Origin of the sequence: Yoonia sp. R78084, from assembly GCF_044595625.1 — a bacterium.
Taxonomy (GTDB): Bacteria; Pseudomonadota; Alphaproteobacteria; order Rhodobacterales; family Rhodobacteraceae; genus Yoonia.
In genome coordinates, this window is the sequence record NZ_CP138993.1 from 2,518,691 (window position 1) to 2,540,386 (window position 21,696).

The window sequence follows — 21,696 nt, forward strand, 5'->3', positions numbered from 1 at the left end:
CCGACCGACGGTTTACTCGACGATCTTCGATACAACACCAGCGCCGACGGTGCGGCCGCCTTCGCGGATCGCGAAGCGCAGGCCGTCTTCCATCGCGATCGGTGCGATCAGCTCGACGTTGAACTTCAGGTTGTCGCCCGGCATCACCATTTCGGTGCCTTCGGGCAGAACAACTGTGCCGGTCACGTCAGTGGTCCGGAAGTAGAACTGTGGACGGTAGTTCGCAAAGAATGGTGTGTGACGGCCACCCTCTTCTTTGGTCAGAATATAGGCTTCTGCCTCGAACTTTGTGTGCGGGTTCACGGAACCCGGCTTACACAGAACCTGACCACGCTCAACGCCCTCACGGTCAACACCGCGCAGCAGTGCGCCGATGTTGTCGCCGGCTTCACCACGGTCCAGCAGCTTGCGGAACATTTCAACGCCTGTGCAGGTCGTTTTTGTGGTGTCGCGGATACCAACGATGCTGATTTCGTCGCCGACGTTGATCACGCCACGCTCAACACGGCCGGTCACAACAGTACCACGGCCGGAAATCGAGAACACGTCCTCGATCGGCATCAGGAACGGCAGGTCAACCGCACGGGCCGGTGTCGGGATATATGTGTCGACAGCTTCCATCAGCGCTTTGATCGAGTTCTCGCCGATCTCCGCGTCACGGCCTTCCAGTGCAGCCAGAGCCGAACCCGGGATCACAGGAATGTCGTCGCCGGGGTACTCGTAAGAAGACAGCAGTTCACGGATTTCCATCTCGACCAGCTCGAGCAGCTCTGCGTCGTCAACCTGGTCAACCTTGTTCATGTAAACGACCATGTAAGGGATACCCACCTGACGGCCGAGCAGGATGTGCTCGCGGGTCTGTGGCATCGGGCCGTCGGCTGCGTTCACAACCAGGATCGCGCCGTCCATCTGGGCGGCACCGGTGATCATGTTCTTCACATAGTCAGCGTGGCCGGGGCAGTCGACGTGGGCGTAGTGGCGTGTCTCTGTCTCGTACTCGACGTGTGCGGTCGAGATCGTGATACCACGGGCCTTCTCTTCGGGCGCGCCGTCAATCTGGTCGTAGGCTTTGAAGTCACCGAAATACTTGGTGATCGCAGCGGTCAGGGTGGTCTTGCCGTGGTCAACGTGGCCGATTGTGCCAATGTTTACGTGCGGCTTATTACGTTCAAACTTTGCCTTTGCCATTTTGCAGGGCCCTTAATTCTGAGGGGCCACAAGCGGCCCGGTCCAACATCGCGGGCGATGTATTTGGAAATGGATGGGAAATCAAGTGGCGCATTTGCGATAACGGAAACGAAATGCAAATCAGTAAATCCGGTTGTTGGGCAATTGCACGATGGCGCTGTGTCCATACAGGCCTAATCGATACCGTTCTCAACCTGAAGCGCGCGAATATATGAAATAATCATCTCAACATCAGCGCGCGTCAGGCCCTCAACTGCGGCCATGTTCCCGAACGGCCAATGGTGCGCCCGCACGCCAAGTGCGACAGCCCGCTGAAATGCCTCATCGCCGTGATGCGACGGTTCATAAATCTTATGAACCAACGGAGGACCGACGCCATCACGCCCAACTGCATTTACCCCGTGACACACCGCGCAATTGGCTTCAAAGGCAATCTGCCCCATCGCCTGCTGCTCGGTAAAGCGCGCTGGAATTATGACATCAACCAACGGGCCAGCCTCGGCTGCAGGTTTTGTATCAGCGACGTTTGGCGCATCAGCGGCACCCATCATCAGGTAAACCCCAGCGCCTACGACCGCCGCAAATACACCGATTGCAACTCTATTCATAACCAGCATCGCTCATTTACAACTCCGTTTGCGGACAAGCTAGGAACTTCCCACGCTGGAAGGTCAAACGATTAAATGAACCGGTTGTTCTTGGGGAAACCGTGTGGCGGGCGCTTGCCGACACCGGCACGCGCGCCTTTCCACTCTGTCATGTCCGGCTCGGTCCGTGTTTTGCCACCACCCATCTGCCAGGACAGCCCGTCTTCCCAAGCGAATGTCGTGATGTCCGACAACCCGCCATCCAACTCAAGCATACCCTGCCGCCCGGCCGCCTTTTTATATTTCTGGATGCGCACGCCTTTGCCACGCCCCATTTCAGGCAATTCACCCACTTCAAAGACCAATAGCTTGGCGTTCTCGGACACCACCGCGACATGGTCGCCCGCGACGCGGCGGCAGACCTTCGCGACAGTGTCTTTGACATTCAGAACCTGCTTGCCGGTCCGCGTCTGCGCCAGAACTTCTTCTTCGGGCACGATAAACCCGTTGCCCTCAGCCGAGGCAACCAACAGCTTTTCACCCGGTTTATGGATCAGGAAATCGACGATCGCGACATCATTGGGTAGATCGATCATCAAACGCAACGGCTCGCCCATACCGCGCCCGCCGGGCAGATTGGCGGCGCCGACTGTATAGAAACGGCCGTTTGCGCCAAAGACGAGCAGTTTATCAGTGGTTTCCGCGTGGAAAATAAAGCGCGGGCCGTCACCATCCTTGAATTTCAACTCGCGGGTCAGATCAATATGCCCGGTCATTGCGCGGACCCAGCCCATCTCAGAGCAAACCACAGTGATCGGCTCGCGCTCGATCATTGCCTCAAGCGGGACATCCACAACCTCGGTCGCCTCGGCGAATTGCGTGCGACGCGCCCCGCCTTCGCTATCGCGGCCAAAGATTTTGCGGGTCTCGCGCAGTTGCTCGGAAATCCGCGCCCATTGCAGATCATCGCTTTCCAGCAAATCCTCGATCCCTGCGCGCTCTTCCATCAGCGCGTCACGCTCGGCAATCAGTTCCAGCTCTTCCAACCGGCGCAAGCTGCGCAAGCGCATATTCAGGATCGCTTCGGCCTGTACTTCAGTGAGCGAGATTTCAGGATCCGCACCCGGCACGATCGGCGAGCGGTAGTCCGCCTCGGACGTGGCGCGCGCGTGATCCTGCCCCCAATCCTCGATCATCAAGGCCTGTTTGGGATCGTCGTCGTAGCGGATGATATCAATCACGCGGTCGAGATTGAGGAAGGCAATGATAAAGCCCTCAAGCACCTCAAGCCGGTGGTCGATCTTTTCCAGACGGTATCTACTGCGGCGGATCAGGACGTCGCGGCGGTGGTCAAGGAAAGCCCGCAGCACTTCCTTGAGGGAACAGACCTTGGGCGTCAGCCCGTCGATCAGCACGTTCATGTTCAGGCTAAAGCGCGTTTCCAGATCGGAATTGCGGAACAGCATGCCCATCATGACCTCGGGATCGACGGTCTTGGCGCGGGGTTCGAGGACAACGCGGATATCCTCGGCGCTCTCGTCGCGGACATCGGCCAGCAATGGCACCTTCTTGAGCTGGATCACCTCGGCCAGCTTTTCGATCAGTTTCGATTTCTGCACCTGATAGGGGATTTCGGTCACGACAACCTGCCACTGACCGCGACCCAGATCCTCGACCTCCCACTTGGCGCGCAAACGGAAAGACCCGCGCCCTGTGCGGTAGGCCTCGGCGATATTCTCTTTGGGTTCGACAATCACACCACCGGTCGGAAAATCGGGACCGGGGATATAGTTCAGCAGCGTATCATCGCGCGCATCAGGTGTTTTGATCAGATGCAGGCAGGCATCCACCAGTTCATGCAAGTTGTGCGGTGGAATATTCGTCGCCATCCCCACAGCGATTCCGCTTGATCCATTGGCAAGAAGGTTGGGGAATGTGGCCGGCAAGACTGCCGGCTCGGTCAGCCGCCCGTCATAGTTGTCACGGAAATCGACACTGTCCTCGGACAAACCTTCCAGCAATGCCTCGGCGGCGGCTGTCATCCGCGCCTCGGTATAGCGCGAAGCGGCAGGGTTATCGCCGTCGATATTGCCAAAGTTCCCCTGACCATCGACCAGCGGGTAGCGGACGTTGAAATCCTGCGCCAAACGCGCCATCGCATCATAGATCGCGGCATCGCCGTGCGGGTGGAAATCACCCATCGTGTCGCCGCTGATCTTGGCAGATTTCAGAAACCCGCCCGTGGGCGACAAGCGCAGGCGCGACATCGCATAGAGAATACGACGATGGACCGGTTTCAGACCGTCGCGGGCATCGGGCAAGGCACGATGCATGATCGTGGACAGCGCATAGGTCAGATACCGGTCGCCAATGGCGCGGCGGAGGCTTTCGGTCACGTCGTTGGGCCCTAGGCCGGTCTCGATCTCATCATTCATGGGACTGGTTTAGCGGGCCTCGATTCTGGCGTAAAGCGGCGAATATGCACTGCGTTGCGCAATCTCGATTGACAACAGGCGTTCGATCGCCGTTGCAACGCGCGGCCACTTGTCAGCTGGCAATCCGCGGTGCAAAGACAAGCGCATGACACAGAAATCCATTTTGATCACAGGCTGTTCCTCTGGCATCGGCTATGACGCCGCATATGGGCTGCGCGCCGCAGGCTGGCGTGTCTTTGCCAGTTGCCGCAAACAGGAAGACTGCGACCGGCTGCGCAGCGAAGGGTTCGAGAGCCCGCGCATTGACTACGCCGACGCCGACAGCATCGTCACCGGCCTTGCCGAAACACTCGAGGCAACCGGCGGCACGCTGGACGCGCTCTACAACAATGGCGCTTACGCCTGCCCCGGTGCCGTCGAGGATTTGCCGGTTGGCGCCCTGCGCGAGATTTTCGAAACCAACGTCTTTGGCTGGCATGAGCTGACACGGCTGGTCATGCCCGTGATGCGCGCCCAAGGGCATGGGCGGATTATCAATTGTTCATCCGTTTTGGGGTTCGTCGCACTGCGCTGGCGCGGGGCCTATGTGGCGACCAAATACGCGCTTGAGGGCCTGACAGATGTCTTGCGCATCGAAATGAGCGATACGCCGATCAAGGTGATCCTGATCGAACCCGGCCCCATCACAGCCAAGATCCGCGAAAATGCGATCCCGCACTTCGAGAAATGGATTGACTGGGAAGGATCGGCCCGGGCCGGCCAATATGCGCAGTTGCGATCACGGCTCTATGACGACAACGGACCGGACCGTTTCGAGTTGCCCCCCTCGGCGGTGACCAGAAAGATCCTGCATGCCCTCACATCCGCACGCCCGAAACCGCGCTACTATGTGACAACCCCCACCTATCTGATGGGTTTTTTGCGGCGCGTGTTGCCGACGCGGCTTCTTGATGCGGTCATTTTGCGTGGCTGAGGGTTTTCTTTCCGGCACGCCCTGCTACATGCGAGAGGAATTAAGGAAGGATCGAACCAATGGCCAATGACCCGCTTTTTTGGGCGATGTCTGTGTCAGTGCTGGTTGTGCTCGTCATTTTGATGTGGGGTATCGGCAGCTTTGGCAAGGGCGGTGAGTATAACCGCAAACACGCAAACAAGATCATGCGCTGGCGCATTGGTGCACAATTCGTTGCGGTCGTGATGATCCTGATTTTTGTCTATTTGCGCGGTGGAGGAAACTAACCGATGGTCGTTCTCAACAAAATCTACACAAAAACCGGAGACTCCGGCGAAACGGCCCTTGGTAACGGCAGCCGCGTTGCCAAACACTCGATGCGGGTAACATCCTACGGCACGGTCGATGAAACGAATGCAACCGTCGGTTTGGCGCGCCTGCATGCCACCGGCGAGATGGATGCCCAGCTTGCCATGATCCAGAATGATCTGTTTGATCTTGGTGCGGACCTTTGCCGCCCTGATATGGAAAAAGACGGCGAAGCAGAATACCCCGTACTGCGCATGACCGATGCGCAAGTTGCGCGCCTTGAAAGCCAGATTGATACAATGACCAAAGAGGTCGAGCCCCTGCGCAGTTTCATTTTGCCTGGTGGGTCCGCACTCGCGGCACATCTGCACCTTTGCCGTACCGTGTCGCGCCGTGCCGAGCGGTTGACCGTCGAATTGGCGACATACGAGTCGGTCAATCCAGCGGCGGTGAAATACCTGAACCGTTTGTCTGACTGGTTTTTCCAAGCCTCGCGCATCGCCAATAACAACGGCAATGATGATGTGCTTTGGGTGCCCGGCGCAAACCGCGGCTAAGCGATTTTTCAGCAGAAAAACCGTCATCGGACCTGATCCGCTTATTGCATACCAGACCCCGTCCAAGGGGTTTGACCTTACGTTCGCGTCAAGAACGTGGCGTCGGTGACATCTGCCGCGTCGATTTTGCACTGTTTTCACGCGGCAGCGCAGGCTAACAACGGGGCGAGAAGTGTAATTTTCAGATTCTTGGGAGAGAAACGCATATGAAGGTCCTCGTACCCGTCAAGCGCGTGATTGACTACAACGTGAAAGTTCGTGTGAAAGCGGACGGCTCCGGTGTCGATCTCGCGAACGTCAAGATGTCGATGAACCCGTTCGACGAAATCGCTGTAGAAGAAGCGATCCGCCTGCGCGAAGCGGGTAAAGTTGAAGAAATCGTCGCGGTCTCGATTGGCGTCAAACAAAGCCAGGAAACACTGCGCACCGCGCTGGCGATGGGTGCCGACCGTGCGATCCTTGTTGTTGCTGCTGACGATGTGCACACCGACATTGAACCGCTGGCTGTTGCGAAAATTCTTGCCGCGATCGTCAAGGAAGAAGAGCCGGGTCTGGTGCTGTGCGGCAAGCAGGCAATCGACAATGACATGAATGCCACTGGCCAGATGCTGTCGGCCCTGCTGGGCTGGTCACAAGCGACCTTCGCCTCTGAGGTTGATGTTGATGGCGACAGTGCGACCGTCACCCGCGAAGTTGATGGCGGCCTGCAGACGATCAAGGTGAAAATGCCAGCAATTGTGACTGTGGACCTGCGCCTGAATGAGCCGCGCTATGCGTCGCTGCCCAACATCATGAAGGCCAAGAAAAAGCCTTTGGATGAAAAGACACCTGCCGATTACGGCGTTGATGTCGCGCCGCGCCTCAGCATCGTGAGCACCACAGAACCAGCGGCCCGCAAGGCCGGTATCATTGTGGGTTCGGTTGATGAACTTGTCGAGAAACTCAAAGAAGCGGGGGCTGTATAATGGCTGTTCTTCTGATTGGTGAAGTAACTGACGGCGCATTGGCCGTTGATGCGACGGCAAAGGCCGTCTCTGCGGTGAAGTCTTTGGGTGATGTGACCGTGCTTTGCGCGGGTGCCTCAGCGAAATCGGCCGCTGACGAGGCAGCCAAGATTGAAGGCGTCTCCAAAGTGCTCTGCGCTGAAGATCCGGCCCTTGGTCACCGCTTGGCCGAGCCTACCGCCGCTCTGATTGTATCACTCGCAGGCGATTATACGCATATCGCCGCCCCCGGCACCACGGACGCGAAAAACGTCATGCCACGGGTCGCTGCACTCTTGGACGCGATGATCATCTCTGAAGTGACTGCCGTGGTTGACGCGGACACATTCGAACGTCCGATCTATGCTGGCAACGCGATCCAGACAGTCAAATCCTCTGACGCTGTCAAAGTCATGACCATCCGTACCGCTGGCTTTGATGCTGCGGCGATGGGTGGTTCTGCATCCGTTGAAAGCATCGGTGCCGCCGGCGATCCGGGCCTGTCTGAATGGGTCGAAGACAAAGTAGCCGCTTCTGATCGCCCCGAACTGACGTCTGCCGGTGTTGTTGTTTCCGGTGGTCGTGGTGTCGGCTCTGAAGAAGACTTTGCTCTGATCGAAAAGCTGGCCGATAAGCTCAACGCCGCTGTTGGCGCATCACGCGCTGCTGTGGATAGTGGCTACGCGCCCAATGACTGGCAAGTGGGCCAGACCGGCAAGGTCGTAGCGCCTGAACTCTATGTGGCCGTTGGCATCTCGGGTGCCATCCAGCACCTTGCGGGCATGAAAGACAGCAAGATCATTGTCGCCATCAACAAGGATGAAGAAGCACCTATTTTTCAGGTTGCAGACTTCGGCCTCGTGGCAGACCTTTTTGAAGCCGTGCCGGAACTGACCGGCAAGCTCTGATCAATTGCGCCATTGCGAATGAAGGGCCCCGGCAGCGCTGGGGCCTTTTTTATATGGCATAAAGCTGGTTTCTGATGGATTGGATCAGTGCCGCGCCCGCCTCGACATGGCAATCAACACCCAGCATTTCTGAGGCGGCTTTTGTCTGGCTTGGTGGAAAGTACATGCCGCGTGAGCCCTGCGACAAGGCACGTTCCGTCGGGTTCACGACGACAACGTCTTTGACCAGAGGCCGCAACTCATCGATCATTGATGCTGTGATGAACAGCGGATCAACCTGCAACTGGCCTGGGCGGTCGGCCCAATGCGTATCTGTCATGGCATCTTCGGAAAACCACAGCAGGATGGTCCGACGCCCGATCTGGCCCAGCATATTGCGCATGCGCGCCAACCAAGCCGCGCGCAGTTCAATCACGACAGTGTCAAACCGTTCGAGAGATGTGGCATGCAGCGCACCCAGCATATGGCGCGTAAAGGAAAACTCCGAAAAATCGATCTCTTGATAGATCGCCTGCAAGACGGTTGATGCGCGCAGGAACCGGTCGTTTCGCCGCGGATGGACCGAATAGAACCGGTTTGAAAGAAAATTCGCCCCCATCACCTGCACTACGGTCAAATCGGCTTCAGCGCAGATATCCATGATTGTCGGATCATTGACAAAGGCATCAATCCCGCCGTTGACGCACCCAAAGTTCACACATGTCTGGCGCATGGCCTTTTCAACAAGGGTTGGAAACGGCTTTTCGATGAATTTGCCATAGGTTTCGGTGCCACCGATGAAGGCAAGATACGGCAAATCAAGTCGTTTGCGCGGCCCGCGAAACAACATCCGTGAATTCCCGTAACGGCACGGCGAATACGAAAGTTCACCTGTTTCAATCGTTTCATGTCGCATGGCTACCGCCCCTTTCTGTCATCACCCAAGGCGCAGATTCGCCCAATTCTTTTGCGAATTTGCTAATGACGGCATTTGATAAAACTTTTACCTACACGCCCGACTTGAAGGTGACCCCCGCAGGGGCCTATGGTGCGGCCAACCGTTAAAGGAATGATCATGACAATTGAGAAGGTAGGCATCGTTGGCGCAGGTCAGATGGGCAACGGCATTGCCCATGTTTTTGCCCTTGCGGAATATGAAGTGCTGATGACCGATATCAGCGAGGACGCATTGAAAGCCGCCGTCGCGCTGATCGAGCGCAATCTGGATCGTCAGGTCAGCAAAGACCTGATCACCCAGGCGCAAAAAACCGACGCGATGAAACGGATCACGACGACACCAACTCTGACCGATCTGGGCAAGACCGACCTGATCATCGAAGCCGCGACCGAGCGTGAGACGATCAAGACCGCGATTTTCGAAGATCTTGTGCCGCACCTCAAGCCGGACACGATCCTGACGTCGAACACCTCGTCAATCTCGATCACGCGGCTGGCATCACGGACAGACCGGCCCGAAAAATTCATGGGGTTCCACTTTATGAACCCTGTTCCGATCATGCAGCTGGTCGAACTGATCCGCGGCATCGCGACCGACGAAGCCACCTTCAAGGCCTGCCATGCGGTTGTGGAACGCTTGGGCAAAACCTCTGCCACCGCAGAGGATTTTCCCGCCTTCATCGTCAACCGTATCCTGATGCCGATGATCAACGAGGCAATCTATACGCTCTATGAAGGGGTTGGGTCGGTGCAATCCATTGATACCTCGCTCAAACTGGGCGCGAACCACCCGATGGGGCCGCTGGAACTGGCCGATTTCATCGGTCTGGATACCTGTCTGGCGATCATGAACGTGCTGCACGACGGTCTGGCCGATACCAAATATCGCCCCTGCCCGTTGCTCACCAAATATGTCGAGGCAGGCTGGCTGGGCCGTAAATCGGAACGCGGCTTCTATGACTACCGCAGTGGCACGCCTGTACCCACGCGCTAGTCTTTCAGGCGCAGCGTTTCTTGCCGCATCCAATCCATACAGGCGCGTTGGTCACTCAGGCGTGACCTGACTTCCTCTGCGTCAAACGGATGGCCAATCACAGGCTTTTGCGGCTTGCCGCAGGCCCTGACGATTTCATAGATCAACAGGCTTTGGCGCAGGGTGGGCGATAGACGGTTGGCCATTTGATACCAGCGCGAATTCGAACCCGGAAAGAAGAGCGGTACAACCCGAGCACCTGACATCCGGATCATTTTGGCAGTAAAAAGGTTCCATTCCCTCTCGATCATGGGACCAAACAGCGTGTCAGATGATGCGACGACCCCGGAAGGGAAAACGGCAACGACGCCACCGGCATTCAAATGCGCCATGGCTTGCTTGCGCATCTCGACCATCTTTGCCTGTGCGCCTTCTTCATGCGGAAACGGGACAGGGATCAGGAACTTACCGGCACCTTCATCAATGTCGGTCAGGAAAGCGCGCGTCAGGATACGGTAGTCGCTGCGCACGCGCCCGATCAGTTCGGCAAAGATCATGCCGTCAACCAGCCCATGCGGATGGTTTGCGACAACAACGACAGGCCCGGTTTGGGGAATGCGTGCCAACTGCTCGTCCGGCGTCGTCACATCAATCCCCATCACATCCAGCGCATTGCGCCAGAACGCCTGACCGTGGAACTTGCCCCGCTTTTCAAACTCGCGGACCATCCGGATAATCTTGATTTTCCCCGTAAGCCATTCGATCGTCTTGATCACGGTGCGCCGCACGGGGTGATCAAACGTTTCCGAATAGGTTAGCGCCCGCCGATTATACACGTGCGGGACAGGCTTTGATACGGAGGGCTGTGCAGGGGCCTTGGGAGTCGTATCGGTCAATGCACTTGTCCTATCCGATCCTGACATTCATCAGTCGCCTTCACCGAATTTATCGGCAACAAGGTTTTCAATTGCCGCAGCAAGCTCTTTTTCCTGCGGTCCGCGTGTTTCCACGTCAATAAAGGTTCCGATGGAGGCTGCCAACATCAAAAGCCCCATGATGCTGTCACCGCTGGTACGTTCACCATCCTTGCTAACGATAGCTTCGGCATCAAAGCTTTCGACAACCTCGACCAGTTTGGCGGACGCGCGCGCGTGCAAACCTTTGATGTTCTCGATCTTCAAACGCATCTGGGTCATTGGGGAAGCCCCCCGTTGTGACTATTGATGTATTTGTGCGCCGCAGCAATGGCCGCTTCGACAGCATCCGGCACGCTGGCCTTGCGGGATTTCGCAAGCTTGATAAGCATCGGCAGGTTTGCTCCATAAAGGATGCGGCGGTTTTCCGGGCTACAGGCCTTGAGCGAAAGGTTGGTCGGCGAACCACCGAACATGTCCGTGACAATGACTACACCGTCACCGGTATCGACATCATCTGCAGCCTGGCAGATTTCAGTCTGTTTCGCCGCGCGGTCATCATCGGGGCCAATGGCAATACTGACCATGCCGGGCTGCGGTCCAACAACATGTTCGACTGCGGCGTGATACTCCTGCGCCAACCCCCCATGCGCCACGATGACGATACCAATCAAACCACGTCTTCCCTTTTCCCTTGCGCATCGCGCCGCTCTAGTTCGCGATGTCGTTTAGACACATGCCACCCGTCTTGTGCAAGTGCCTCTGCAAGCCGTTCTGTCATTGCAACAGAGCGGTGTTTGCCCCCTGTACAGCCAAAGGCGATTGAGAGGTGCGCTTTGCCCTCATCCTTATGCGCAGGAAGAAGCAAATCCACGAGGCCCTTCACCTGTGCGAAAAATGGCGGAAAGCGCGGATCAGCCGCGACATAGGCCGCCACGGCAGAATCACGGCCGTCGAGAACGCGTAGGTTTTCCTCCCAATGGGGATTTTGCAGAAAACGGCAATCAATCACGATGTCCATGCCACGCGGCAGACCGCGTTTGTAAGAAAAAGAATGCAATGTCACGCCAAGCTTGGCACCGCCCTCGCCTGTCCTGAACCATCGCTCAACCTCAGCCTTCGCGTCATGGGGCGACATGCCCGTCGTATCAATCAGCACATCGGCACGCGCACGGATAGGGATCAAGAGGTCCCGCTCGGCCTGAATACCGGCAAGCGGCGGACCACCCGGGGCCAAAGGATGCCGCCGCCGCGTTTCGGAATAGCGGCGCACAAGCTCTTCCTCATTGGCATCCATATAGAGAACCTGCGCCGGAAACTGACCCTTGCCTGTCAGCCGGTCAATCGTGTCAATCAACGCACTGATGCTGAAATCACGGTTGCGGACATCAATACCCAAAGCCAGCGGACGCACGGGCGGCGGACCATCCAGCAAGCGCGGCAATAGCGATAAAGGCAGGTTGTCGATGACCTCATATCCCAAGTCCTCAAGCGCCTTGATTGCCGTCGAGCGTCCGGCACCGGATGGACCGGTGACCAAGACCACACTCGCGGCCTGATCTTCTGGGGCTGCTCCCGCCTTGGTCATCGATCGCTCCAACCGGATTTGAGAGTTTGCAATACTGCTGCAGCAAAGTGTGGCGCGTCCACGCGGCATATCAAGGGGAGATTATGTCCCAGTAGTTCAAAAAACCGCGCCTCGGGCATGCGCGCGGGTTCGGATTGATCAAGGTCTACCACCAAAACAACCCTTGCGCGGCTCTGCACTTCTGCATTCAAGATGCCGATACCGCGTGCTTCTATCAGCCCTTTGATGGTGTCCGGTGCCTGCGCGAACACAAGACCGTGCTCCGACATGAGGCGCACGCCATCATCCGCGACCAGTTTACAGCCCAGCGCCATAAGCTGCAGCCCCAAGGCAGATTTACCCGACCCGGATTTCCCCACGATAATTACGGCGCGATCGGCCCATGCCACACAGGTCGCGTGCAGGATTTGGGATGCTGCCATAACGGATGCCCCTAGATCGGCAGGCCAACAACAAAACGGGCACCCAACGGCTCAGATGTTGGGTCAGCATCTGTTGGCCGGATATTCTCGGCCCAGATTGCGCCACCGTGGGCCTCTACGATCTGCTTGGAGATCGCCAAACCTAGGCCGGAATTGTTGCCGAACTGTCCTTCGGGGCGCTCGGAATAGAAGCGTTGGAAAATCTTGGTCAACGCATCATCAGGAATGCCGGGGCCAGTATCTTCGACCACCACCAGCACCCGGTTCTGACGGGTGCGCGCCCAGATGCGGATTGCATCGCCTTTGTCACAGAACGAAATCGCATTTGTGATCAGATTGACAAAGACCTGCGCCATCCGCCCTTCGAGGCCCTGGACCATAAGCGTACCTTCGGGCAGGTCAGTGACGAAATCAACGCCACGAAGCCTGGCGTCCTTGCCAAGGAATTCACCGATATTTCCAAGCATCTTGATCAGGTCGAAGGACTCCTCCTCTTCCTTGACAAGCTCGCTGTCGAGCCGTGACGCGTTCGATATATCGCTGACAAGACGGTCCAAACGCTTCACATCATGTTCGATCACTTCCAGCAAACGCTCGCGCTGGTCGTCGCGTTTGGCCACACGCATCGTGCCCACAGCAGATCGCAGCGAGGCCAAGGGGTTCTTGATCTCATGCGCCACATCTGCGGCAAATTGCTCGTTTCCCTCGATCCGTTCGTAAAGGGCCGACACCATGCTGCGCAGTGCCGCGGACAAACGGCCGATTTCGTCAGGGCGCCCGCTCAGATCAGGAATGCGCACACGGCCGGGGGACATCTTGCGCGCATTCTTTTCCTGACTAGCCTCTGCGGCAGTGGCCAGTTGTGCCAGTGGATTGGCGATGGTCGAGGCAAGAACCAAACTCAGGCCGACACTGACCAGAACGCCAACAAAGAACAGGCGCAGGAATTGCTCGCGTTCGCGGCGGACAAGGCTGTCAACCTCGCCAGCGGCGGTTGTGACAGCGATAACCCCGACGGCCACATCGTTGCGCATGATGGGCGTTGTGACGATAAAGCTTGTCGCACCGTTGATTTCTGACGCTCGCAACTGGGTTCCGTTTGCGATCGCACTGCGCACATTTTCTTGTGTAAGCCGGATGAGAACCTCCTCTTGGCCCACATCTTCTTGTCCAAAAGATCCAAGGCTGACCAAACCATCCCAAACCGACAAAAGGAAATCGAGAATGAACGTTCCACCGGTCTGCGTTTCCAGCTCGGCGATCTGCGCTTGATTGAGACTGCCGCTTGCCCGCGCTACCAACGTCGTATCTGGCGCAAAAACCGACACCTCGACACCGCCACGCAGGTTCAAACCTTGGAGTGTGGCTGTCGGATTGATCCCGTCTGCCGTAACAAGGTTCACCGGTGCAATTCTGGGCAGTTGCGCTTCAAAGACATCGGCAATCAATTGTGCTTCATTCACCAACCCATTTGCGCGCTGAAACGCAAGGCTATCGCGCGACGGGCTGAGATAGAGGACGCCCGAAATCAACATGATCAAACCGATTAGATTGAACGTGATAATCTTGCGTGCAATTGGCGACCGCCGCAGCGCGAACAGACGTCCGCCCGGAATCTCGTCAACTTCGATCTCTTCGGTGACAAAGTCCGGATCGACCCAATCATCGCCGAGCACAAGATCAGGCGTACGCGCCGCTGCGCGCACGGACTTGAGGTCGCGTACGTCAATTTTGGGCGAAGCCGTCATGGCTTACTCTTCGTTGTAGCGGTACCCGATTCCGTAAAGGGTCTCGATCGCAGAGAACTCGTCATCTGTGTTACGCATCTTTTTCCGCAGCCGCTTGATGTGGCTGTCGATCGTCCGATCGTCCACGTAAACTTGGTCATCATAGGCCACATCCATCAGCTGATCGCGGCTTTTGACAAAGCCGGGCCGCTGGGCCAGCGCCTGCAACAACAAGAATTCCGTCACCGTTAGGGATACGTCTCTCCCTTTCCATTTCACTGCGTGACGGAGCGGATCCATCACCAACTCACCGCGGACCATCACTTTGGTGTCTTCGGTTTCCTCAATCTCTTCGCCCGCAATCGCATCTTGCCTGCGCAAGAGCGCGCGGATTCGTTCGACGAGTAAACGCTGAGAAAATGGCTTTTTTACGTAATCGTCAGCGCCCATGCGCAAACCAAGCACTTCGTCGATCTCATCGTCCTTGGAAGTCAGGAAAATAACGGGCATGGAGGTTTTTTGTCGCAGTCTTTGCAACAAATCCATTCCGTCCATCCGTGGCATTTTGATGTCCAAAACAGCCATGTCAGGCATCCGTTTGTTGAAAGCCTCGAGCGCTGAGAGACCGTCATTATAGGTCTCAACCTCGAAACCCTCCGCCTCTAGCGTCATGGCAACGGACGTGAGGATGTTCCTGTCATCGTCTACAAGTGCAATTCTTGACATGGTGGAAACCCTTCTTTCGATATGCTCGGCGCTCTTCGAGGCGCTGACTGAGACTTTTCAACGTTTTACCTAAGCGAATCAACACTTAACTCATCCTATGCCACGAAAATGCCATATTTGCGGTACTTTTGCCGAGAATACGGAAAATCCCCTGACATTATTCTGGCCGCATCCCGTCCATCCGGCACAATGGTTGCGCTAACATCGGATTGGTTGCGCTAACGATGCGAAACGAGGGTATCGGCCCTTGAAAACTTGGTGCTATGGATGTGCATCGCTAGCCACGTCGGCCATTTCAAAAAGGAGCGAACCCATGGACCAAGGTACGGTCAACCCATCGATGAAACTTGAGGATCAAGGCATCACAGGGCTGGGTTATGTCTATTACAACCGCTCTGAGGCCGAACTGCATGAAGCGGCCGTTGCGGCGGGCGAAGGTGTGACCGGCAAAGGCGGAACATTCCTTGTCACCACTGGCAAGCACACAGGACGCTCGCCCAAAGACAAGTTCGTCGTCAAAACCGATGGCGTCGTTGATACGATCTGGTGGGAGAACAACCCCCCGATGGACCCCGCGAAATTTGATGTGCTCTACGCGGATATGCTGGAGCACATGAAAGGCGGCACCTACAACGTGCAAGATTTGTTTGGTGGCGCCGACCCGGCACATCGTCTTGATGTGCGCGTTGTGACCGAACTGGCTTGGCATGGATTGTTCATCCGCCACCTGCTGCGCCGCCCGGACGCAGCAGAGCTTGAAACCTTTGTGCCGGATTTCACAATCATCAACTGCCCCACGTTCCAGGCAGACCCCGAAAAGCACGGATGCCGGTCCGAGACTGTCATCGCACTGAATTTTGAGGCAAAGCTGATCCTGATTGGTGGCACGGAATACGCGGGCGAAAACAAAAAGTCCGTTTTCACCCTGCTCAACTACCTGCTGCCTGAAAAGGGCATCATGCCCATGCACTGCTCGGCCAACCACGCCCCGGGCAATCCGGTCGACACAGCCGTATTCTTCGGCTTGTCAGGGACAGGTAAAACAACGCTTTCCGCTGATCCAACCCGGGTTCTGATCGGTGACGATGAACACGGCTGGTCCGAGCGCGGCACTTTCAACTTCGAAGGTGGCTGCTACGCCAAGACAATCGGTCTCGACCCAGAAGCAGAGCCGGAAATCTACGCCACCTGCTCTATGCCGCATACGGTGATCGAAAACATGGTTTTCGATCCTGAGACGCTGGAACTGGACTTTGAAGACGACAGCCTGACTGCGAACATGCGTTGTGCCTACCCGCTCAACTACATTTCCAATGCGTCTGAAACGGCCTTGGGCGGTCACCCCAAAAATATCATCATGCTGACCTGCGATGCTTTCGGCGTGCTTCCCCCCATCGCGCGACTGACGCCAGCGCAGGCGATGTATCACTTCCTGTCCGGTTTCACATCAAAGGTTGCCGGCACAGAACGCGGTGTAACCGAGCCCGAACCCACATTCAGCACCTGCTTTGGCGCCCCCTTTATGCCGCGCCGTCCTGAGGTTTACGGCAACCTGCTCCGCTCGAAAATCGCAAGCCATGGTGCAACATGCTGGCTTGTGAACACCGGCTGGACAGGCGGTGCATACGGAACAGGATCACGGATGCCGATCAAGGCAACACGTGCGCTTCTGTCTGCCGCACTGGATGGGACATTGATCGAAAGCACCTTCCGCAAGGATGCCCACTTCGGATTTGAAGTGCCGATATCCGTAGACGGTGTTGACGATAAGTTGCTGAACCCGCGTGACACATGGGCAGATAAAGAAGCCTATGATAAACAAGCGGCCAAGCTGGTCGCAATGTTCAGCGACAACTTTGAAAAGTACGTCCCTTTCATTGATGACGACGTCAAAGCAGCTGCAATCGGGTAAAATAACGTAAGGTGGATCTTGATCCACCTTCCCCCTTCCCTACCCCATCAGCCCGCGCCGGATCAGGTTGACGCCTGCAATCACGAGTACCCAAAGCGTGACACGCCGGAAGCGCTCTTGATCAAAGCGGTCACCCAAACGGAACCCGAGCCACATTCCTATCAGTGCAGGCAAGACAAGTGCTGCGGAAAATCCCCAAGTCTGGGCATTCAAGATGCCCGACTGTAAATGCCCCAGTAAAAGCATCACGGACCCGAGCCCGTAAATTACACCCTGCACAGACATCTGGCTTGAACGCGGTGTGTTTAATGCAAGCAAATACAGAACTGTGGGTGGTCCCCACGTTCCTGCCAGTCCGCCGAGCGTTCCTGCCAGCGCGCCTGCAACCCATTCAAAAGGCCGCCGCCATCGTGGTGAGATCTGAGGTCGCCAACCGACGAGTTGAATAATGCAGAGACCGACAACCGGCACGCCCAGCACGATAAACATGACATTGCCGGGGATGCTGCGTACAAATTGCGCCGCCACAAGGATCATCACGCAAACCACCAGCACGTAGCGCCAGTGATCTTTCAGAGCTGCCTGTGCATTGCCAAACCCCGAACGCGCTACCTGTAGCGCATTGCTGATCACGATGGGAAAAACAATGCCAGCAACAACCAGTTCAGGTGGAATCAGAATACCCATGCCGGAAATCATGATCAGCGGCATTGCGAACCCAACGGCACCTTTGACAAATCCGCCCAGCATCGTAACTGCAAAGGCGAAGAGAAAAATCATAGGGGTGAGAAGAGGCGAAAATTCAGGCATATAGTCTCTTACGACATTGGATACAGCATGCCAGCAGGAAATTCGCTGCGACACTTTTGTTCGTTTAATGATATATTTGTGAATATTTATTGCGCTGCAACTGCATTATGATTATCTCTGCACCTGCAAATTGAACGGAGTCGAAAAATGCCGCATGATGGACAGGATATGACGTTGAACCAAAGCCCCCTACTGGGCGACCTTTTGGCGCTCACCGCTGCCTCCATTCCTGCGGTCGAAGACGTGCTTGGACGCGCCAAGGAAGCTGTGCGCGCGATTGTCACCGACGGCGCGCGTATCTCGGGTGCGCTGATCGAAGAGAACCAGACCGCAGCACATGGTCTGGCATGGCTGGCGACCTACGCACAGTCTTTGCAGCAAATGCAGAAGTGGGCCGAACGCCTGCAGGCTGACGGCAAATTTGGCGAAGTTGAACAGCTGCTGCACCAGATCGCCTTTGGTGAATATCTGGCGCAAATCTCGGGCGGCATCCCGATGAGCCAAGGTGAAATCCTGCGCCTGCAGGATATCGGCCTGACCCCCGCAGACACGGCCCCCTTGATGCAGCCCGAAATCGCGACACTAATTCAGTCCGGCAACACGCAGGCCGCCCGCATGCGGCTTGTTACACTGATGGAAGAGCAATCGGCCAATAGCACCGTCGGGGCTTCCGGCCTTGATGACGAGCTTGAGATGATCCGCGAGCAGTTCCGCCGTTTCAGCATCGACCGCATTGAACCGCACGCCCACGAGTGGCACCTCAAAGACGAATTGATCCCGCTTGAGATCATCGACGAGATGGCCGAGATGGGCGTATTCGGCCTGACGATACCCGAAGAGTACGGCGGCTTCGGCCTCTCCAAAGCGTCAATGTGTGTTGTTTCAGAAGAGCTTTCGCGCGGCTATATCGGCGTCGGTTCGCTCGGGACACGTTCGGAAATCGCAGCAGAGCTGATCCTCTGCGGAGGCACCGAAGAGCAAAAGCAAAAATGGCTTCCCGGCCTTGCCTCGGCAGAAATTCTTCCGACAGCCGTTTTCACAGAGCCCAACACAGGGTCCGACCTTGGCAGCCTGCGCACCCGCGCCGTCAGGAAAGGCGACGACTGGGAAGTGACCGGCAACAAGACGTGGATCACCCACGCCTCGCGCACGCATGTGATGACCTTGCTGGCGCGCACCGATCCTGACACAACCGATTATCGCGGCCTGTCCATGTTCCTTGCTGAAAAAACACCCGGTACGGACGAAAACCCCTTCCCGACCCCAGGTATGACCGGCGGAGAGATCGAGGTGCTGGGCTATCGCGGCATGAAGGAATACGAACTGGCCTTTGACGGCTTTGCAGTGAAGGGTGAAAACCTGCTGGGCGGCGAAACCGGCAAAGGGTTCAAGCAGTTGATGCAAACCTTCGAGAGCGCGCGTATCCAGACCGCTGCCCGTGCTGTCGGCGTTGCCCAATCCGCACTGGATGTGGGCATGCAATACGCACAGGACCGCAAGCAGTTCGGAAAATCCCTGATCCATTTCCCCCGTGTTGCCGGCAAACTTGCCATGATGGCGGTCGAGATCATGGTCGCGCGGCAGCTGACCTATTTCAGTGCACATGAAAAAGACAACGACCGCCGCTGCGACCTCGAAGCAGGCATGGCGAAACTCTTGGGCGCGCGCATCGCTTGGGCCTGCGCGGACAACGCGCTGCAAATCCATGGCGGCAACGGTTTCGCGCTTGAATATAAGGTCAGCCGGATTCTTTGCGATGCGCGTATCCTGAATATCTTTGAAGGTGCAGCCGAAATCCAAGCCCAAGTGATCGCACGCCGTTTGCTGGACTAGGTTGCTTTTGGCTCACGCGCGGCTACTTGATTGCGCGTGAGTGATAAGGAACGCCAAGTGCCCAAAACCGTCCTGCTGACCGGCGCATCCGGTTATATCGCCAAGCATATTGCGCTCCAGCTCCTTGAGGCGGGGTATCATGTGCGCGGCACCGTCCGCAGCCTTGAACGTTGCGCGGAAGTAACTGACGCCCTGCGCCCGCACCTGAGCGACCCTTCCACGCTCGATGACAGGCTGTCCTTCATCGCCTTGGACCTGACAGCGGATGACGGCTGGGAACGCGCAATGGACGGGGTTGACGTGCTGATGCATACCGCCTCACCCTTCCCAATGACCCAACCCAAGAACGAAGACGACCTGATCCGGCCTGCCGTTGATGGTGCGCTGCGTGCACTGCGTGCGGCCCATAACGCCGGTATTTCGCGTGTGATCCTGACGTCCTCCACAGCCGCGATCAGCGGCTCCGCTTTGCCCGCAGGGGACACATCCTTTGACGAAACCAACTGGACCGACCCCACCGATCCGGACACATCTGCCTATACGCGATCAAAAACACTGGCCGAGCAAGCGGCGTGGGATTTTGTGCGCGACATTGCGCCCGACCTGCACCTGACAGCCATCAACCCCGGCTTTGTTATTGGCGCGCCACTCGACCATAAATTCGGCACATCCGTTTCAGTGATCGAACGGATATTCCGCGCCAAAGACCCGATGTTGCCGAATTTCGGTTTCCCGACCGTCGACGTCCGTGATGTGGCCGAAATGCATGTGGTCGCAATCGACAAGCCGCAAACATACGGCCAACGGATCATGACGGTCGATCGCTTCATGAAATTCGTGGATTTGGCAAAAGCGATCAAGACAGCCTACCCTGACCGCAAGATCGTAACCCGTGTCGCACCCGATTTCGTCGTGCGGTTTCTGGCGATGTTCGATCCAGCGATCAAATCAATCACCCCGGGTCTGGGGCGTGTGGACAAGCTGGATAACGCGCGCGCAATTGCCACCTTGGGCCGCGGGATGCGGCAAGCGCATAAGTCTGCCGTTCAGACAGCGGCCTATCTGATCGACAACAAACCAGCCTAGGCCCGCATGATCGCATCAACCAGCCGCGCGCGTGCGACCGGCACCGGACGCTCGCCCAGACTTTTGATCAGACGATGTTCGATGAAATAACCTGTGGTCCCCAGTGCCTTGGCGATCTCGCTATTAGACGCATCTCCCTTGCCCGCCAGTACAGGCGGCAAGGGCAACATGCGGTCGGCCCATTCACCTGCTGCCTCGCGGCTGACAGCGCGGCCTGATTTCGGAGACACAAAGACGAGGTCTTCATTCACGCCGCGCACGGCACAGGCCGAGAGATCAAGCCCAAATCCCATTTCCTCCAAAAGCGCCTGTTCCCAGCGCAGATAGGCCAGTGGCCAAACCTCGGACTGCCCTAAAAGATCAAGCAGCCCGATCGTGCGATCATAGAGCGGGCCGTGTGCCTCGCGTTCCGGCAAGACCATGGTCAAGAGGCTACACACCGCATTCAGCCCCGCCAAAGCGAGCCTGTCACCCATCGCCGCCGCTGCACGGCTTCGGATCGGCTCAACCGTAAAGCTCCCAAGATGGCTATCCAGCCGCGCCTTCCAGGCCACCGCCACTTGCGCACCCGGTTGCAGGACTGGTGCCAGCTTGCGACTGGTCCCGCCACGCACAACGCCTGCATGACGGCCATGTGCCGCGCTGAACACCTCGATGATTACAGAGTTCTCACCAAAGGGGCGCGACGACAGAAGTGCGGCTTCATCTCGCCATTCAATCATAGGGAAAACGTCCGTTTCATTTGCGCATAACAGACCGGGATCGGCGCAGTTGCAAGCGCCGCGTTGCCTGCACAGGCTGCACGCCTCCGGCGGGGGAGTATTTGGGGCAAGATGATAACGACCACCTT

22 protein-coding genes are annotated in these 21,696 nt (G+C 57.0%); 9 read left to right on the plus strand and 13 right to left on the minus strand.

Going from position 1 to position 21,696, the window contains the following annotated elements; genetic code table 11:
* Nucleotides 1-12 precede the first annotated feature (12 nt).
* From tuf to SJY29_RS12645, 3 genes are all read right to left on the minus strand, one after another.
* Complete coding sequence (gene tuf / locus SJY29_RS12635; protein WP_110278189.1) at nucleotides 13-1,188, minus strand: elongation factor Tu; 1,176 nt, start codon at nucleotides 1,186-1,188, stop codon at nucleotides 13-15.
* 173 nt (nucleotides 1,189-1,361) lie between these two features.
* Nucleotides 1,362-1,796: a c-type cytochrome gene (locus SJY29_RS12640; protein WP_400083517.1), complete on the minus strand. Its 435-nt coding sequence runs from the start codon at nucleotides 1,794-1,796 to the stop codon at nucleotides 1,362-1,364.
* Nucleotides 1,797-1,867: 71 nt separating this feature from the next.
* Nucleotides 1,868-4,210 carry a DNA topoisomerase IV subunit A gene (locus SJY29_RS12645; protein WP_400083519.1) on the minus strand — a complete coding sequence of 781 codons (2,343 nt, stop codon included), beginning with the start codon at nucleotides 4,208-4,210 and terminating at the stop codon, nucleotides 1,868-1,870.
* A gap of 145 nt (nucleotides 4,211-4,355) precedes the next feature.
* Between SJY29_RS12645 and SJY29_RS12650 the strand changes: the two genes are divergently transcribed.
* The 5 genes from SJY29_RS12650 (at nucleotide 4,356) to SJY29_RS12670 (ending at nucleotide 7,919) form a co-directional block, all read left to right on the plus strand.
* Complete coding sequence (locus SJY29_RS12650) at nucleotides 4,356-5,183, plus strand: SDR family NAD(P)-dependent oxidoreductase (protein WP_400083521.1); 828 nt, start codon at nucleotides 4,356-4,358, stop codon at nucleotides 5,181-5,183.
* A gap of 59 nt (nucleotides 5,184-5,242) precedes the next feature.
* A complete protein-coding gene (locus tag SJY29_RS12655; RefSeq protein WP_400083523.1) occupies nucleotides 5,243-5,449 on the plus strand; it encodes a twin transmembrane helix small protein in 207 nt (68 codons plus the stop codon).
* 3 nt (nucleotides 5,450-5,452) lie between these two features.
* Nucleotides 5,453-6,028, plus strand: coding sequence for a cob(I)yrinic acid a,c-diamide adenosyltransferase (locus SJY29_RS12660; RefSeq protein ID WP_076660947.1), 576 nt, complete (start codon nucleotides 5,453-5,455; stop codon nucleotides 6,026-6,028).
* Nucleotides 6,029-6,234: 206 nt separating this feature from the next.
* A complete protein-coding gene (locus tag SJY29_RS12665) occupies nucleotides 6,235-6,993 on the plus strand; it encodes an electron transfer flavoprotein subunit beta/FixA family protein (RefSeq protein ID WP_400083525.1) in 759 nt (252 codons plus the stop codon).
* On the plus strand, nucleotides 6,993-7,919 hold the full coding sequence (locus tag SJY29_RS12670) for an electron transfer flavoprotein subunit alpha/FixB family protein (RefSeq protein WP_400083527.1): 927 nt from the start codon (nucleotides 6,993-6,995) through the stop codon (nucleotides 7,917-7,919). Before SJY29_RS12665 ends, SJY29_RS12670 begins: the two co-directional genes overlap by 1 nt.
* 49 nt (nucleotides 7,920-7,968) lie before the next feature.
* Here SJY29_RS12670 and SJY29_RS12675 read toward each other — a convergent pair whose 3' ends face one another.
* On the minus strand, nucleotides 7,969-8,814 hold the full coding sequence (locus SJY29_RS12675; RefSeq protein ID WP_110278183.1) for a DUF6473 family protein: 846 nt from the start codon (nucleotides 8,812-8,814) through the stop codon (nucleotides 7,969-7,971).
* 159 nt (nucleotides 8,815-8,973) lie between these two features.
* Here SJY29_RS12675 and SJY29_RS12680 point away from each other — a divergent pair, with 159 nt between their 5' ends.
* The gene (locus SJY29_RS12680) at nucleotides 8,974-9,849 is read left to right on the plus strand and encodes a 3-hydroxybutyryl-CoA dehydrogenase (protein ID WP_400083529.1); all 876 of its coding nucleotides are present in this window, start codon (nucleotides 8,974-8,976) and stop codon (nucleotides 9,847-9,849) included.
* Here SJY29_RS12680 and SJY29_RS12685 read toward each other — a convergent pair.
* From SJY29_RS12685 to SJY29_RS12715, 7 genes are read right to left on the minus strand one after another with little or no spacing between them, the layout of a single operon-like run.
* On the minus strand, nucleotides 9,846-10,724 hold the full coding sequence (locus tag SJY29_RS12685; RefSeq protein WP_400083531.1) for a lysophospholipid acyltransferase family protein: 879 nt from the start codon (nucleotides 10,722-10,724) through the stop codon (nucleotides 9,846-9,848). The genes SJY29_RS12680 and SJY29_RS12685 overlap by 4 nt on opposite strands.
* Nucleotides 10,725-10,754: 30 nt before the next feature.
* Entirely contained in the window at nucleotides 10,755-11,024 is a 270-nt protein-coding gene (locus SJY29_RS12690; protein ID WP_076660943.1) for an HPr family phosphocarrier protein, read from the minus strand.
* Nucleotides 11,021-11,416 carry a PTS sugar transporter subunit IIA gene (locus SJY29_RS12695; RefSeq protein WP_400083533.1) on the minus strand — a complete coding sequence of 132 codons (396 nt, stop codon included), beginning with the start codon at nucleotides 11,414-11,416 and terminating at the stop codon, nucleotides 11,021-11,023. Before SJY29_RS12695 ends, SJY29_RS12690 begins: the two co-directional genes overlap by 4 nt.
* Nucleotides 11,413-12,330, minus strand: coding sequence for an RNase adapter RapZ (gene rapZ, locus SJY29_RS12700; RefSeq protein ID WP_400083535.1), 918 nt, complete (start codon nucleotides 12,328-12,330; stop codon nucleotides 11,413-11,415). The genes SJY29_RS12695 and rapZ overlap by 4 nt, the downstream gene beginning before the upstream one ends.
* On the minus strand, nucleotides 12,327-12,752 hold the full coding sequence (locus SJY29_RS12705) for an HPr kinase/phosphorylase (protein WP_400083537.1): 426 nt from the start codon (nucleotides 12,750-12,752) through the stop codon (nucleotides 12,327-12,329). Before SJY29_RS12705 ends, rapZ begins: the two co-directional genes overlap by 4 nt.
* An 11-nt stretch (nucleotides 12,753-12,763) precedes the next feature.
* The gene (locus SJY29_RS12710) at nucleotides 12,764-14,500 is read right to left on the minus strand and encodes a sensor N-terminal transmembrane domain-containing protein (protein ID WP_400083539.1); all 1,737 of its coding nucleotides are present in this window, start codon (nucleotides 14,498-14,500) and stop codon (nucleotides 12,764-12,766) included.
* Between the two features lie 3 nt (nucleotides 14,501-14,503).
* The gene (locus SJY29_RS12715) at nucleotides 14,504-15,205 is read right to left on the minus strand and encodes a response regulator transcription factor (protein WP_055295931.1); all 702 of its coding nucleotides are present in this window, start codon (nucleotides 15,203-15,205) and stop codon (nucleotides 14,504-14,506) included.
* A 313-nt stretch (nucleotides 15,206-15,518) separates the two neighbouring features.
* Here SJY29_RS12715 and SJY29_RS12720 point away from each other — a divergent pair, with 313 nt between their 5' ends.
* Nucleotides 15,519-17,117, plus strand: coding sequence for a phosphoenolpyruvate carboxykinase (locus SJY29_RS12720; RefSeq protein ID WP_400083541.1), 1,599 nt, complete (start codon nucleotides 15,519-15,521; stop codon nucleotides 17,115-17,117).
* A 39-nt stretch (nucleotides 17,118-17,156) separates the two neighbouring features.
* Here SJY29_RS12720 and SJY29_RS12725 read toward each other — a convergent pair whose 3' ends face one another.
* Nucleotides 17,157-17,897, minus strand: a complete 741-nt coding sequence (locus SJY29_RS12725) for a sulfite exporter TauE/SafE family protein (protein ID WP_400083543.1) — start codon at nucleotides 17,895-17,897, stop codon at nucleotides 17,157-17,159.
* A 177-nt stretch (nucleotides 17,898-18,074) separates the two neighbouring features.
* On the opposite strand from SJY29_RS12725, the gene SJY29_RS12730 reads away from it, so the two are divergent.
* On the plus strand, nucleotides 18,075-19,760 hold the full coding sequence (locus SJY29_RS12730) for an acyl-CoA dehydrogenase family protein (protein ID WP_400083545.1): 1,686 nt from the start codon (nucleotides 18,075-18,077) through the stop codon (nucleotides 19,758-19,760).
* Nucleotides 19,761-19,817: 57 nt separating this feature from the next.
* Complete coding sequence (locus SJY29_RS12735; protein WP_400083547.1) at nucleotides 19,818-20,846, plus strand: SDR family oxidoreductase; 1,029 nt, start codon at nucleotides 19,818-19,820, stop codon at nucleotides 20,844-20,846.
* On the opposite strand, the gene recO is transcribed toward SJY29_RS12735, so the two are convergent.
* A complete protein-coding gene (gene recO / locus SJY29_RS12740; RefSeq protein ID WP_400083549.1) occupies nucleotides 20,843-21,568 on the minus strand; it encodes a DNA repair protein RecO in 726 nt (241 codons plus the stop codon). The genes SJY29_RS12735 and recO overlap by 4 nt on opposite strands.
* Nucleotides 21,569-21,696 lie beyond the last annotated feature (128 nt).

Coding starts and splice junctions, on each gene's coding strand:
- tuf (WP_110278189.1), bottom strand. CDS start 1,188: ATGGCAAAGGCAAAGTTTGAACGTAATAAGCCGCACGTAAACATTGGC.
- SJY29_RS12640 (WP_400083517.1), bottom strand. CDS start 1,796: ATGAATAGAGTTGCAATCGGTGTATTTGCGGCGGTCGTAGGCGCTGGG.
- SJY29_RS12645 (WP_400083519.1), bottom strand. CDS start 4,210: ATGAATGATGAGATCGAGACCGGCCTAGGGCCCAACGACGTGACCGAA.
- SJY29_RS12650 (WP_400083521.1), top strand. CDS start 4,356: ATGACACAGAAATCCATTTTGATCACAGGCTGTTCCTCTGGCATCGGC.
- SJY29_RS12655 (WP_400083523.1), top strand. CDS start 5,243: ATGGCCAATGACCCGCTTTTTTGGGCGATGTCTGTGTCAGTGCTGGTT.
- SJY29_RS12660 (WP_076660947.1), top strand. CDS start 5,453: ATGGTCGTTCTCAACAAAATCTACACAAAAACCGGAGACTCCGGCGAA.
- SJY29_RS12665 (WP_400083525.1), top strand. CDS start 6,235: ATGAAGGTCCTCGTACCCGTCAAGCGCGTGATTGACTACAACGTGAAA.
- SJY29_RS12670 (WP_400083527.1), top strand. CDS start 6,993: ATGGCTGTTCTTCTGATTGGTGAAGTAACTGACGGCGCATTGGCCGTT.
- SJY29_RS12675 (WP_110278183.1), bottom strand. CDS start 8,814: ATGCGACATGAAACGATTGAAACAGGTGAACTTTCGTATTCGCCGTGC.
- SJY29_RS12680 (WP_400083529.1), top strand. CDS start 8,974: ATGACAATTGAGAAGGTAGGCATCGTTGGCGCAGGTCAGATGGGCAAC.
- SJY29_RS12690 (WP_076660943.1), bottom strand. CDS start 11,024: ATGACCCAGATGCGTTTGAAGATCGAGAACATCAAAGGTTTGCACGCG.
- rapZ (WP_400083535.1), bottom strand. CDS start 12,330: ATGACCAAGGCGGGAGCAGCCCCAGAAGATCAGGCCGCGAGTGTGGTC.
- SJY29_RS12705 (WP_400083537.1), bottom strand. CDS start 12,752: ATGGCAGCATCCCAAATCCTGCACGCGACCTGTGTGGCATGGGCCGAT.
- SJY29_RS12710 (WP_400083539.1), bottom strand. CDS start 14,500: ATGACGGCTTCGCCCAAAATTGACGTACGCGACCTCAAGTCCGTGCGC.
- SJY29_RS12715 (WP_055295931.1), bottom strand. CDS start 15,205: ATGTCAAGAATTGCACTTGTAGACGATGACAGGAACATCCTCACGTCC.
- SJY29_RS12720 (WP_400083541.1), top strand. CDS start 15,519: ATGGACCAAGGTACGGTCAACCCATCGATGAAACTTGAGGATCAAGGC.
- SJY29_RS12725 (WP_400083543.1), bottom strand. CDS start 17,897: ATGATTTTTCTCTTCGCCTTTGCAGTTACGATGCTGGGCGGATTTGTC.
- SJY29_RS12730 (WP_400083545.1), top strand. CDS start 18,075: ATGCCGCATGATGGACAGGATATGACGTTGAACCAAAGCCCCCTACTG.
- recO (WP_400083549.1), bottom strand. CDS start 21,568: ATGATTGAATGGCGAGATGAAGCCGCACTTCTGTCGTCGCGCCCCTTT.